Source organism: Streptomyces sp. NPDC053427 (assembly GCF_044544985.1).
Taxonomy (GTDB): Bacteria; Actinomycetota; Actinomycetes; order Streptomycetales; family Streptomycetaceae; genus Streptomyces.
Genome location: NZ_JBITYA010000013.1, coordinates 42016 through 54312 on the forward strand (window position 1 = coordinate 42016; position 12297 = coordinate 54312).

Annotated in this window: 12 protein-coding genes; 4 read left to right on the plus strand and 8 right to left on the minus strand. The window is 70.5% G+C overall.

Annotated features, from left to right (window positions below; translation table 11 throughout):
• Positions 1 to 17 precede the first annotated feature (17 nt).
• The 5 genes from ACIGWZ_RS31665 to ACIGWZ_RS31685 form a co-directional block, all read right to left on the minus strand.
• Positions 18 to 1142: a trypsin-like peptidase domain-containing protein gene (locus ACIGWZ_RS31665; RefSeq protein WP_400070157.1), complete on the minus strand. Its 1125-nt coding sequence runs from the start codon at positions 1140 to 1142 to the stop codon at positions 18 to 20.
• A complete protein-coding gene (locus ACIGWZ_RS31670) occupies positions 1139 to 4078 on the minus strand; it encodes an ATP-binding protein (protein ID WP_400070158.1) in 2940 nt (979 codons plus the stop codon). Before ACIGWZ_RS31670 ends, ACIGWZ_RS31665 begins: the two co-directional genes overlap by 4 nt.
• Positions 4059 to 5186, minus strand: coding sequence for a hypothetical protein (locus ACIGWZ_RS31675; protein WP_400070159.1), 1128 nt, complete (start codon positions 5184 to 5186; stop codon positions 4059 to 4061). Before ACIGWZ_RS31675 ends, ACIGWZ_RS31670 begins: the two co-directional genes overlap by 20 nt.
• Positions 5187 to 5264: 78 nt before the next feature.
• Positions 5265 to 6092 carry a hypothetical protein gene (locus ACIGWZ_RS31680; protein ID WP_400070160.1) on the minus strand — a complete coding sequence of 276 codons (828 nt, stop codon included), beginning with the start codon at positions 6090 to 6092 and terminating at the stop codon, positions 5265 to 5267.
• 157 nt (positions 6093 to 6249) lie between these two features.
• Entirely contained in the window at positions 6250 to 7143 is an 894-nt protein-coding gene (locus ACIGWZ_RS31685) for a DNA/RNA non-specific endonuclease (protein ID WP_400070161.1), read from the minus strand.
• 202 nt (positions 7144 to 7345) lie between these two features.
• On the opposite strand from ACIGWZ_RS31685, the gene ACIGWZ_RS31690 reads away from it, so the two are divergent.
• The 4 genes from ACIGWZ_RS31690 (at position 7346) to ACIGWZ_RS31705 (ending at position 11077) form a co-directional block, all read left to right on the plus strand.
• Complete coding sequence (locus ACIGWZ_RS31690) at positions 7346 to 8197, plus strand: caspase family protein (RefSeq protein ID WP_400070162.1); 852 nt, start codon at positions 7346 to 7348, stop codon at positions 8195 to 8197.
• Positions 8198 to 8262: 65 nt separating this feature from the next.
• Positions 8263 to 8472: a hypothetical protein gene (locus tag ACIGWZ_RS31695; protein WP_400070163.1), complete on the plus strand. Its 210-nt coding sequence runs from the start codon at positions 8263 to 8265 to the stop codon at positions 8470 to 8472.
• A 439-nt stretch (positions 8473 to 8911) separates the two neighbouring features.
• Positions 8912 to 9973 carry a nitrous oxide reductase family maturation protein NosD gene (locus ACIGWZ_RS31700; RefSeq protein WP_400070164.1) on the plus strand — a complete coding sequence of 354 codons (1062 nt, stop codon included), beginning with the start codon at positions 8912 to 8914 and terminating at the stop codon, positions 9971 to 9973.
• Positions 9974 to 10048: 75 nt separating this feature from the next.
• Entirely contained in the window at positions 10049 to 11077 is a 1029-nt protein-coding gene (locus tag ACIGWZ_RS31705) for a methyltransferase (RefSeq protein ID WP_400070165.1), read from the plus strand.
• A 92-nt stretch (positions 11078 to 11169) separates the two neighbouring features.
• On the opposite strand, the gene ACIGWZ_RS31710 is transcribed toward ACIGWZ_RS31705, so the two are convergent.
• Genes ACIGWZ_RS31710 through ACIGWZ_RS31720 form a run of 3 tightly spaced genes read right to left on the minus strand, consistent with a single transcriptional unit; the run spans position 11170 to position 12287 of the window.
• Complete coding sequence (locus ACIGWZ_RS31710) at positions 11170 to 11499, minus strand: TcmI family type II polyketide cyclase (RefSeq protein ID WP_400070166.1); 330 nt, start codon at positions 11497 to 11499, stop codon at positions 11170 to 11172.
• A 58-nt stretch (positions 11500 to 11557) separates the two neighbouring features.
• On the minus strand, positions 11558 to 12028 hold the full coding sequence (locus ACIGWZ_RS31715) for an SRPBCC family protein (RefSeq protein WP_400070167.1): 471 nt from the start codon (positions 12026 to 12028) through the stop codon (positions 11558 to 11560).
• 1 nt (position 12029) lies between these two features.
• Complete coding sequence (locus ACIGWZ_RS31720; RefSeq protein ID WP_400070168.1) at positions 12030 to 12287, minus strand: acyl carrier protein; 258 nt, start codon at positions 12285 to 12287, stop codon at positions 12030 to 12032.
• Positions 12288 to 12297 lie beyond the last annotated feature (10 nt).

Below are 12297 nucleotides of genomic sequence, written 5' to 3' on the forward strand. Positions count from 1 at the left end.
TGGACCGGTGGTGTGGCTCAGTTGTGCTGGGCCGTGGCGATCTCGGCGTGGACGCCGGGGGTGGTGGCCTCGAGGTGGCGCATGACGACGTCCATCTGGGTGCCGACGTTGACGAAGGCCGTGGTTCTGCCCTGGAACATCACGTTCTCGACGCGCCGCGTTCCCCGGTGGAGCGCCACCACCTGCCAGTCGTCGGTGAGGACGGGCGATCCGGAGGAGCCGCCGCGGGTGTCGGTGAAGTAGCGCACATCGTGCTCGTCCGCCTCGTAGACGAGGTTGTTGCGCAGGGCGACGCGCTTCGACAGGCCGCCGGGGTGCTGGATGATGTTGACGGCCACGTAGTCGCCATCCACGAGGGACAGCGCTTTGTTCGCCAGGTGCAGGACCGGCCGGCCGGGTGCGGCGGCCAGCCGGAGGACGGCGTAGTCGAGTTGCGCGTCCGCGGCGACGAGTTCGGTGATGGCGGTCTCTTCGGTCTCCACGTCGTCGGTGTCGTAGTCGAAGCGGGCGTGGGCGTGTTGCGCCTGGAGGCGCAGGTCGTCCGGCTCGGCGGCCGGGCGTTGCGCGCCGGTGCCGGTGCGGGCGTTGACCACATGGTGGTTGGTGATCAGCAGGGAGGGGGCGACGAGCCAGCCCGTACCGGAGTGCGGGAAGCCGTTCGGCTGGAGCGGAGCGCCGCCCTCGTACGGCGGGACCTTGATCCGGGCGACCGCCGTGGCGGCGAGCTCCCCGCCCCGCAGGAAGCCGACGGGAACGGTGTCGTCGCGGTGGACGATCTCCTCCTTGGTCTCCGGGGCGGGCGCCCCGGAGAGCACGTCCGGCTCGCCTCCGGCCTGCCGCGCCACATCGTCCAGGGCACGCTGGAAGACGGCGAGCGGGGCGGCCTCGGTGGTCTGGGCGACGGCGTTGCGCAGCCAGATCTCCAGCGGCACGGAACCGTCCACCAGCCGCTCCACCCGGTTCATCGCGTTGAGGTCGGCGTGCACCTGCTGTCCGGGGGCCGGCAGCCGCGGCAGGGTGGAGTGGTACCTCAGCATGATGCCGTCGAAGAGGAGGGAGCGGAGGGCGGGATCGGCGAGGCCGGTCTCCAGGGTCGCGTCGAGCACCTGCTGGATCTCGTCCGGCGAGAGGTAGCTGGTCACCGCGCACTCCGTTCGTCGTCCTGGCGGCTCCGCGCCGGGGGGCTCCCGCTCGTGGCGGGCCGGTCCGGGTACGTCCCCCGCGTCGTGCGGCCGTCGGTGCCCACGCCCATGGCCGCGGCCACCCCGGCGACGATCTCGCCGCTGGTGTCGGCCACCGTCAGCAGCCGCCGGGCGAGTTGGCCGAGGGTGCCGCGGTCGCGGGCCAGGCGCAGGAGGTCGGCGATGCCGTGGTGCACCTCCCCGGGCCTGCGGTACGTGCCGATGGCGTCGTCGAGGATTTCCATGACGGGTCCCAGCAGCGCCGGCCGGCGGGTGGTGGCCCGGCGCATCGCCGCGCCGAGGGTGTCCAGCGTCGCGTCGTCCGCCGGCAGCCCGACGACCTTCAGCGCATGGTCGAGCGCTCCGGGGTCCTCGTCGTAGATCTGCGAGGCGACGGCGCGTACGAGGACGGGCCGGCCGGCGAGTACGGCGTCGGGCATGTCCCGGAGTTTTTCGGCGAGTTGACCGTCCGCCTCGGTGTCCTGGTCCTCGGTGTCACCGGCCAGCCGGGCGCGGGCCAGCAGTGCGCCCATCGCTTCGAGGTCCTGGCCGAGCCCGACCGCGGTGTCTTCCGCCTCCCGCAGGTCGTGGTCGGCGCTCGCCAGGTCGCCGGCGTCCGCCGCGAGGCGGGCGGAGAGCAGCAGCAGTTCCAGCCGCCGTTCCGCGCAGTCCGCGTCCGGTGTCCCCGCGAGGGCGTCCGCCGTGGCCTGCCGGGCCTCGTCCGGCCGCCCGAGCCGGCCCAGCGTCTCGGCGAACAGCGAATGCAGCGGGCTGCACGGCGTCCAGGGGCGGCGGCGCCGGATCCGGGCGTAGGCCTCTTCGGTGAAGCCCTGGGCGAGCAGGTCCTCCACTTCCCGGGCGGTGATCCGCTCCCAGTCCGCCTGGTCGGCGGCCTCGGCGACCTTGTCGGACGCCCCGGTGCCGAGCTTGGCCATGAGCAGCGCCGCCGCCCTGGGGGGCAGGTCCTGCTGGGCGCCGAGCAGGAACCGCTCCACGCCGGGCAGCCAGCGTTCCTCCACCGAGCGCGGGTTCTCGTCCAGCCTCAGCCGGTGGTAGATCTCCTCGGCGCGGTCCGCCGTCCCGTCCCGCGCGGCGTAGTAGCCGACGGCGCGCTGTTCGATCTCGCGCAGTGCGGCGGTGTGGTCGCCGTCGGGCAGGCGCAGCATGATCGCGCGGACGTCGGCGCGGTAGCGGACGGCGTCGGGGCCGGCGGGCTCGACCATGTCGAGGCGGCGGAACTCGTCGAAGAGCGTCCGGGCGGCCTCCTGGGTCGTCACCGGCAGTCCGCAGGGCCCGGCGAGGACGTCCTTGATGATCTCGGGGGTGAGGGTCCGCAGAACCAGGCCCGGACGGGCGAGGCGGCGGACGTCCTCGTCGGCGATGTGGCTGAGGATGCGCTCGTAGAGGATGCCCTGGACGAGCAGCTGGTCGACGCGGCGGAAGGCCTCCTCCCGGCGGGCGGGCAGGCTGTGCAGGAGTTCTTCGGTCAGGTCGGCGCCGTCACTGTGGGCAACGGCGACGGCCCGTGCCGCGAGTTTCAGGCTGAGCGGGTGGCCGCCGACCCGTTCGGCCAGTGTCCTTGCCACATCGGGGTCGGTGACGCCGCAGGCCGCCAGGAGGCCTTCGGCCGCCGCCGGATCGAGTTCCCGGAGTTCGATCTCCATGGGGGTGGCCTCGCGCGCCGGATGGTCCACGGGGGCGCGGCCGGAGACGACGCACCGCATCCGCGGATAGACGCTCTGGAACGCGCGGCAGGTCGACCACATCCGGCCCACGACCGGCGATCCCCGGTACTGGGCGTCCTCGAACGAGTCGATGACCAGCACGAACGGCTGCTCCTCCTGGGGCGTTCCGGCCACCGCTCGGACCAGGACATCGGCGACCCGCGCGATGAGATCGCCCTCCCGCCCGGTGGCCAGGGCCTGGAACGCGTTGGAGGAGCTGCGCCCCAGGACGGAACGGGTGGTGGCGAGTTCGTTGAGCTGGGTCACCCGGTCGCGTTCCTCCCGCTGGCTGCCGGCCACCTGCTGGCACTCGTCCGCCAGCGCGGTCAGCTCCGCGCCGTGCGCGGGGTACTGGATGCCGAGCTGCCGGGCGGCCTCGGCGATGAGGGTGACCGGTTCCTGGAGGGAGAGCGTGGGGCGTTCGAAGTCGATGTAGGCGAAGGGGAAGGCGGGACCGTCGCGGCGGATGCTGTGCAGCAGGAAGGCGGCGAGCAGGGTGCTCTTCCCCATGCCGCCGGGCCCGTGGACGATCAGCGGGGGCACCGGCGGCGGGTGGGCGTCGACCACGTAGGAGCGGATGGTGGCGAGTTCGCCGGTACGGCCCTCGAACGGTCCCTGTACCAGGCGTTCCAGGGGTTGCAGGAGCCGGGCGCGGTCCAGGGCGTGCCGAAGTTCGCCGGTGTCGGGCAGGCCGTGCATCCCCGGTACGAGGGCGAGCCAGCGCACCGCCCGGAGGGTGTCGGCCAGTTCGTCGGGGGTCCTCTCCTGCTGGGGCGGCGGGTGGCCGGAAAGATAGGCCAGGCAGAGGTGTTCGGGGCCGGAGTCGGCGCAGAACTGGTCGCGGTTGGTCTCCAGGGCGGCACGCGCGGCCTCCGGGCCGGCCAGTCCGCGCAGGGCGGCGTGCCGGACCTCGGGCCGCAGGCTCCATACGACGGTGTCCTGCATGCCGGTGGTCGTGCAGTCGTCGAGCAGTTCCAGGGCGGCGGCTCCGGTGGCGCCGGTCGCCCCGGGGAGCTTGAGCAGCCGGGGGTCGAAGCGGGAAAGCAGGCAGGCCGCTGCGCGGTAGGCGTGGCGGGCGTCCGAGACGGCGTCCGACCGGTCCTCGGCGGCGCGCAGCTCCTGGCGCAGCCGGGCGGCGAAGATCTCCCGCACCTCAGAGGGATCGATAGGCACTGACCGCTCCCTCCGCTGCCGCGCAGACCCTGCGCATATAGCAATCGCCGCCGTTGCCGCCCTTCTTCGCGGCGTGCAGCACCTCGTCGACGGCCAGGTCCACCATTGCGGTGAGGGTGTCCTCGGCGAGCTTCCCGTCGCCGAGGCAGGCGGGCGGGGATTCGCGGAAGTACTGGTCGAAGAAGTCGTGCAGTTCACACGGTCCGGCGATCCGTGCGGTGTCCCGGCACTGGCTCGCCTTCAGGTCGTACGGGAGCTGGTGCATGCCGGGCCCGTAGCCGAGGAGGACCAGGCGGGGTGCCCGGTCGCCGCTCGCCTGCTCGTAGATGGCGAGGGCGAGTTGTCCGATGACGTCCCACACATCGGAGCCGGGTTCGAGCGTGTCGCATTCGTCGAGGACCAGCCAGAGCCGCTCGTCGAGGGTGGTTGCCCGGCCGACCGCCCAGTGCACGGCGTCATCGATCGACGGCAGCCGGTCGTTGAGGCCCGTGGGGTTCAGGGAAAGGCGCGCGGCGGAGGCGTCGACGATGCCGGCCAGCCGTCGGACGAGTGTGTCGGCGGTGGAGTTGCGGGAGAGGGTGATGCGCGCCGGACGGAATCCGCTTTGCTGGCCGAGGTGGCGGAGAAAGGTGTAGGTGTACGATCTGCCGCTGCCCGGATCGCCGTCGACGAGCAGTACGACCTTGTCGGGGTTCGCGACGAATTCGCGCAGCGTCTCCCGTAGGGCCGTGCGGCCGATGAAGACCTCGTCGCCGAAGACGCTGGTACGGAAGTTGTCTTTCGCATCGGCCCGGATTTCCACCCCCAATTGCCGATCCGCGCGCAATCTGTCGAGAAATGTCATGGCTTTCTCGACGTCGGGCAGAACGGCCAGTTCGTCGATGGTGGCGACGGTCTCGACCAATTTGAGCTGCCCCTGGATATTTTCGCGGGAAGCGTGCACCAGCACCCGGGCGTTGGTGGCGCTGACATTTGTCAGCGGGAGCGAGCCGATGAAATCCGGCGGGAATCCGTAAAGGCGGAGCTGGGTGTGTGGATTCGTGGTGTTCAGGAGATATTCCCGGACCCAGATGGTGACCAGGTCCCAGTCCTCGTCGGACAACGGCATGACGCACCTACCAAGCCGCCCCGGGTGGACACACGGCGTACGGCGGATCTACTGCCACTTACGATGTTTTCACCCATTTCAGTCGTGTGCAAGGCAGTTGAAGATCCGCTGCACCGGCTCGCCGATCTGCCGATGCGCCAGATACTGCGTGATGTGGTGGTGGTTCGGACTGTCATTGCCGACCAGCAGATCGAGCACCCGGTCGCGCGGCGTGTACGCGGACCGCAGGGTGTGGCCGAGGGCCACCGGATCCCGCAGGTCCGAGGCATTGCGCCAGGCCAGCACGCCGGGCGGGATCGCCGGCGGCCGCGCCAACTGGTCCTGGACCTGGGTGATCGCCAACGGTGATCCGACGGTCACCAGGAGCCGCACCTCGCGCGTGAGCTCCGCCAGCACCTCGTAGGCGACGACGGACCCGAGGCCGTGCCCCACGACCACCACGGGGCCGCCGTCCACCCCCTCCAGAGCCTTTTTGAACACCTCGCGGATCGCCGGCCCGTCGCCGCCGAAGAAATACGCGTGGACGGCCTTGAAGGTGTGCCGGACCAGCAGCCGGAACACCGCTTTACCAGCGGCCCCGGACGGCGGCAGCGCCTCGTGAAGGGGCTCCTCGCCGAGCGCCGCCTCCGCGGTCCGCTCGCTTTCGGCGAGCGCATCCGCGAGATGGACCATGTCGCGCAGCCAGTCGGCGAGGGTGTCCTCGGCCGCGGTGCCGGGCCGTACCTCCCATGCGCCGTCGCCGGCCGCGAACCGCGCTTCGCCGAGCGTTCTCGCGATGAATTCCTCGGGATCCTCGACGCCGTGCGGGCCCGCGCTCTCCATGCTGTGGCGCGGGCCGCCGTCCAGCGGGTCGGGCCGGGAATCGGGCAGTGGGGTTTCGTACCGGATCGGGGCCCAGTACGCCATGCGCGAGGCGCCACCCATGTCCCTGCCGAAAAGCGCCCGGTCCCATTGGGATTTCAGTAATTCCGCGCGGACTTTGTTACCGGCGCCATGGGAATAAACGACCGTCGGCCGCCGGATATCCGCCATCGCCCGCTCAGCCGGTCGGCCGGTCAGCCGGTCAGCCGGTCAGGACCATGTCGTCGTGCGATTCCAGACGCTTCCAGCGCTCCGCCGGTGCGCGGGTGAGCGGCATCAGATCGCAGGCGGGCAGCGGGCCGAGGGCCAGGCCGGTGAGTTCGGCGATGTCCGTGACCGGCACCTGGAAGGTCCGGAAGGCGCCCAGCGGCGGCAGCCCGCCCGGCTCCGCCACGGCCGGCGCCCGGTCGGTGTCCCTGCTGAGGTCGGGGCTCTGGTCGAGCACGTACCCCGTCGAGGCGAGCGAGCCGTCCTGCAGGAACGCCGCCACCTTCCAGAAGCGCAGCGGCACTTGTAGGCCCCGGTACGGCGGGTCGGCGTCGTGCAGTACGGGCCCGGTGAACACGCTCAGCTTCCGGTCGAACTCGGCGGCGTGGTCGAGCAGATAGTTCTCCAGGCCCTGCCACAGCTGCTTGCCCTGGTTGAACACGTTGGCCTGCGGTGCGGCGTTGGTGAAGTGGAAGGTGTCGTCGTCGGCCGCCGCGCACTCGTCCGGCTCGCCCCACACGGGGTCGAGGCGGCGCACCAGATGCCCACGGTCGAGGGTGTTGTCGTGGTAGATGTCCTCGCCGGCCTGCCGGTCCTCGGGGAGCCGGGGGTCGAAGCGCCAGTTGTCGTCCCGCGGCACCGCCCCCTCCGGCAGGCGCTGCCCGTCGATGCAGACCGCGGTGGCCGCCGCCAGCCGCCGGTCCGGGCGCAGCACCACGCTGAAGTGGGTGTACGGCAGGACCACCGTCTCGACATGCGGGGCGACCGGCGTCGGCAGCGGCACCGTGGGGCCGAGGAAGTTCGCGTCGTAGCCCGCACGGTGCGCCAGCGCGTCGCGGGATGCCGCCCCACCGGCCCCGCCGGACCGCGGTGAATCTGAAGGGATCATGCCAGGAGCGCTTCCCGGCGGCGCCCGGCTCTCATCGGCGCCGGCACCGATGCCACTCCAACAGCCGCGCGGGTCCGCAAGGGCCCCGGCGGGACCGTTCAGGCGGTTGGGACGGCCGCCGGATTCCCGGCCGGGGAGCTACGGAATGCATCCAGGCGTTTGTTCGTACCCTCCCCGACCCCAGGCGCAAGGAGACTTCCCCATGGCCACCGGCCTCTCCCTCCATGTCGGACTCAACAGTGTCGATCCGGCGCAATACGACGGCTGGGACGGCCGGCTCGTCGCCTGCGAGAACGACGCCCACGACATGGCTCGGCTGGCCCATCAGACCGGGTTCGACGAGACGGTCCTGCTGACCCTCGAATCCACCGTCGAGAACATCACGGGCGAGCTGCGCGCTGCGGCCAAGCGGCTGCGCAGCGGCGACATCTTCCTGTTCACCTACTCGGGCCACGGCGGGCAGGTGCCCAATCTCGACGGCTCGGACGAGGAGCCGGATGAATTCGACGAGACGCTGGTGTTCTACGACCGGCAATTCCTCGACGACGAGCTCTACCGGGAATTCGGGCAGTTCGCCGACGGCGTGCGGATCCTGGCGCTGCACGACAGCTGCCACAGCGGGTCCGGCATCGAGGTGCGGGACGTCCTCACCCCCGAGGCGATGCGGGAGCAGTTCCAGACCAGCGATCCGGGCCAGATCGAGAACACCTCGCGGCTGATGCCGGTGGTCAAGCAGACGCAGATCTATGAACGGGACAAGGATTTCTTCCAGGAAACCCAGCGCAAGCTCGGCCCGAAGAGCGGCCGCAAGGCGGACACCAGCGCGCTGCTGATCTCCGCGTGCCAGGACAATCAGCTCGCCTCCGACGGCCCGGTCAACGGCAAGTTCACCGGGACGCTGCTGGACGTCTGGGACCGCGGGGCGTTCCGCGGTGGCTATCGCGCGTTCCACCGCGACATCCAGCGGAACATGCCGCCCACGCAGAGCCCGAATTTCTTTGTGACCGGACAGCCCGGCGCGCGGTTCCTGGAGCAGCAGCCGTTCACGGTGTGAGCCGGGCGGCCCCGGTGGACGGTGGCTGACGTGCGTCGCTGCCGCCCCGGTCGCAGGCTGGGGGTATGGCTGAACATCCGCCCGTCATCGTGCATCCGCCGTCCCCCGGCGGCGGCCGGCAGGTGAGCATCGGGGACGAGAACGTCGGCCGCGCCTACAGCAGCGTCGACGTCCTCGAATTCCTGCGCCGGGCCGGCCTGGACACGGACATGGTGTCGCTCGACGACCGCGAGGTGATCGAGTGGCAGGGCGGGGACCACGACGTCTGGTCCTGAGACCGGGTGCCGTCCGGGCGGCTGCGTTCCGCCCGGCGCGGAGCGCGGCAACCGGGGGCCATTGGAGTGATGAAGCGGGCCCCGGCGCCGGAGCGGGTGTCGTCGCCCGCCCTCGCGCCGTTGGTGTTCCGTGACCGTCCCCCATGTCCGGCCGTGGTTCCTGCCGACCAGCCTCGCGACGCTGATGGCAGAGGTGTTCCCGGACGGGCCGGGCGATGTTCCGTGCACCGTTCCTCCGCCGGGCGAGCCGCTGGCGCACGTCGGCCCGGACCGGGGGACGGCGTCGCCCGCGCAGCGGTCTGACGGAGTGTCGCGGACGCGGGCAGGGGTGTACCGCAACCTCGCCTGACAGCGCGTCAGAGACCCGAATGAGGCACCGTGTGTAGTCATTGGGTTACCACATGTGGCGAGCGGGGGCGATCGCCCATAGCTTCGCCTCATGGCGATTCGACAGATGAAGTACCTGGCGTGCCTGACAGCGGCAACGGTGGGCGGCCTCGGCGCCGTCGCGCCGGCCGACGCCGCGGAACGGCATGTGGTCCACCACGGTGAGTCGATCCAGAGGGCGGTGGACGCGGCAAAGCCCGGGGACACCGTCTTCGTCGAGCCCGGCACCTACCGGGAGAGCGTGCTGATCAAGGAGTCGCGGGTGACGCTGCGCGGGGCGGGCCACCGCACCGTGATCAGGCCGCCGACCGCACGCGCGGAGAACGCCTGCGGGCGGGACGGCAACGGCATCTGTGTCATCGGCGGACCGAAGCACCGCCTGAGGGACGTCACCGTCCGTTCCCTGACCGTCGCGGGCTTCAAGAAGAACGGCGTCTGGGCCACCGGAACCAGCCGGCTGCGGGTGCGCAGCGTCCGGGCGCGGAACAACGGCCAGTGGGGCATCGCCCTGGAGAAGTCCGTCCGCAGCTCCATCCGGCGCAACACCGCCAGCGGCAACGGTGACGCGGGCATCTTTCTCGCGAACACCGTCGAGGAGGAGGGCGGCGCCCTGGACACCCGCGGCACGGCGATCGTCGACAACCGTGTCGTGGGGAACCGGATCGGCATCACCGTCCGGCGGACCAGGAAACTCCGGGTCGACGGCAACGAGATCACCGGCAACTGCGGCGGGGTGTTCGTCGTGGGCGACGAGTCGCGGCCGCGGGCGGGCGATCTGTCGGTGAGCGGCAACAACGTCTCGGACAACAACAAGCACTGCCCCGCCACCAAGCGCCTGCCCTTCCTCCAGGGCATCGGCATCGTCCTGACCGGCGCCGAGGACACCCGCGTAGGGGGAAATCTGGTCAACAACAACGTCGGCAAATCCCCGCTCTCGGGCGGGATCGTCCTCTTCCCCAGCTTTGCGAAGGCCCTCAACGAACGCAATGTCATCACGGGCAACGTCGCGCTGCGCAACCAGCCGGCCGACCTGATCAACCACGACCCGGGCGGTTCCGGGAACCGCTTCGTCGGCAACCAGTGCCGGACCTCGGATCCGGCGGGCCTGTGCTGACGTGTGCACGCAGTTCATCAAGAGCATCGAGCAGGAGCATCGAGCAGCGGAATTGAGCAGCAGAATCGAGGCGGAATGACCACCGTAAGCCCCACTCCCCAGCCGGCCATGCGGCTGCGGGAACTCGTCTTCGGAGCCGCGTGCGCGGCATCCGTACGCGCGGCGGCGAGACTCGGCGTGGCGGATGCGCTGGGCGACGCGCCCGCCACCGCGGAGGAGCTGGCCGCCGCGGTGCACACCGAGGCACGGCCGCTGCAGCGGTTGCTGCGCGCCCTGTCCTGCTACGGCATCTTCGAGGAGACGGACGACGGGAGGTTCAGGCACACCGAGATGTCCCGGCTGCTGCGGGACGACGCCCCCGACAGCCTGCGCTACATCTCCCTGTGGTGCACCGAACCGTGGACCTGGGAGGCCTGGCCGCGGCTCGACGAGGCCGTACGGTCCGGCCGCAGCGTCTTCGACGACCTGTACGGCAAGGGATTCTTCGACTATCTGCACCAGGACGCCCAGGACTCGGCCCACGTCTTCGACCGGGCCATGACCACCTCCAGCAAGCAGTCCGCCCAGGACGTGGCGGAACTGCTCGATCTGACCGGGGTGTCCGCGGTGGCGGACATCGGGGGCGGCCAGGGGCATGTGCTGGCCGGCCTGCTGGAGAAACACCCGGATCTCAAGGGGACGTTGCTCGATCTGCCCGACGTCGTGACGAACGCGGACCCCCGGCTGCGGGACGGCGGCCCGCTCGCCTCCCGTGTGGAGATCGTGCCCGGCGACTGCCGTATCGACATCCCGGTCCAGGCCGATCTCTACATCATCAAGAACATCCTGGAATGGGACGACGAGAGCACCCGGCGGACCCTGGGCAATGTGTTGGAGGTCGCCCGGCCCGGCGCCCGGGTCGTGATCATCGAGAACCTCGTCGACGACAGTCCGTCGATGAAGTTCACCACTTCCATGGACCTGCTGCTGCTCCTCAACGTCGGCGGGGCCAAGCACACCAAGGAGAGCCTCATCAGCCGGATGTCCGATGCCGGTCTGCTGGTCCACGACATCATGCCGGTCAACGCGTATCTGCACGCCTTCGAGTGCAGCGTTCCGGAGTGAGCGCGGCCGGGTGACCGGCGCGCCCCGCACATGTGCCCGCGATCGACGCTGATCGCGGGCACCTGGCGTCCGGCCCCGGTGGGCCCGTCGGCTCAGCCGGCGTCGGGCTGCCAGCTGTAGAACTGACGGGCCATCGCGTCCTTCGGGCTGCGCCAGGTCTGCGGGTCGTAGGCGCTGACGTAGGCGGACAGCTTGTCGCTGATGGAACGGAACTCGGGGTGGTCCGTCAGCTTGGCGATCTCGGGGCCCGGGGGCCGTTCGGACTCGATGAGGTGCAGATACACGTCACCGAACTGGAACAGGCTCCGCCGGGAGACGCCGATCAGATGCGGCAGTTCCGTGCGGTCGGAGGCCTCGAAGACCTCGGCGATCTTCGGAGCCGACTCCGGCGCCATACGGGCGACGATCAGTGCGTGATGCATCGGTCAGGTCCCTTCGTTGCCGCCTGGGGTGGCGGACCGAACGCGGCCGTGCGGGGCGTCAGTTGACCGACGCCCGGATGTCGCGGTCGCGCTGTTCGATCTTGTCCCGGATGAGCTCCAGCTGGATCTTGGAGTTGCGGTTGATGTGCTCGGTCATGCCCTTGTCGTCGACCGGGGCCTCGGGCTTCATCGCGAAGTCCTGCCGCCAGTACATCCCCGTACCGCCGGGCAGTTCGCGGTACGACCAGTGGATGTCCATGTGCTTGAAGGGGCCGGTCTCCACACGGCGGGCGCGGACGGTCAGTCCCTTGCGGTCGGTAACCCGCTCCGAGACCCAGCTCCAGACGGTGCCGTTGTCGTCGGGGTGCATGGTCAGCCGGAAGGTCGTCTTGTCGCCTTCCCGCGAGAGCACGTCGACGGCGGCGTACTCGCTGAACAGCTGGGGCCAGTTCTCGAGGTCGTTCGTCATGTCCCAGACGAGGTCGAGGGGGGCCGAGATCTTGATGTCGTTCTCGGTGTGACCGGGCATGTCAGGCTCCTGTCGTAGGCACGGTGTTGACGAGGTCGAGGAAGTCGTGCGGCGTCCTGCTGCGCTCGGCGTCGTTGGGCAGCGAGCGCCCCAGCTGGTTCTCCAGCTCGCCGACGATGCCCAGCAGGCCGAGCGAGTCCAGGCCGAAGTCGGCGAAGGTCGCATCGGGCCGGCCCGCCAAGTCCTTCGGGTCGACGGTGAGGCCGGCGGCCGATTTCATCAGCGAGGCCAGCTCGTCGAAGGTCAGTTCAGCGATCATGACGGGTTTC

Coding starts and splice junctions, on each gene's coding strand:
- ACIGWZ_RS31675 (WP_400070159.1), bottom strand. CDS start 5,186: ATGCCGTTGTCCGACGAGGACTGGGACCTGGTCACCATCTGGGTCCGG.
- ACIGWZ_RS31680 (WP_400070160.1), bottom strand. CDS start 6,092: ATGGCGTACTGGGCCCCGATCCGGTACGAAACCCCACTGCCCGATTCC.
- ACIGWZ_RS31685 (WP_400070161.1), bottom strand. CDS start 7,143: ATGATCCCTTCAGATTCACCGCGGTCCGGCGGGGCCGGTGGGGCGGCA.
- ACIGWZ_RS31690 (WP_400070162.1), top strand. CDS start 7,346: ATGGCCACCGGCCTCTCCCTCCATGTCGGACTCAACAGTGTCGATCCG.
- ACIGWZ_RS31695 (WP_400070163.1), top strand. CDS start 8,263: ATGGCTGAACATCCGCCCGTCATCGTGCATCCGCCGTCCCCCGGCGGC.
- ACIGWZ_RS31700 (WP_400070164.1), top strand. CDS start 8,912: ATGGCGATTCGACAGATGAAGTACCTGGCGTGCCTGACAGCGGCAACG.
- ACIGWZ_RS31705 (WP_400070165.1), top strand. CDS start 10,049: ATGACCACCGTAAGCCCCACTCCCCAGCCGGCCATGCGGCTGCGGGAA.
- ACIGWZ_RS31710 (WP_400070166.1), bottom strand. CDS start 11,499: ATGCATCACGCACTGATCGTCGCCCGTATGGCGCCGGAGTCGGCTCCG.
- ACIGWZ_RS31715 (WP_400070167.1), bottom strand. CDS start 12,028: ATGCCCGGTCACACCGAGAACGACATCAAGATCTCGGCCCCCCTCGAC.
- ACIGWZ_RS31720 (WP_400070168.1), bottom strand. CDS start 12,287: ATGATCGCTGAACTGACCTTCGACGAGCTGGCCTCGCTGATGAAATCG.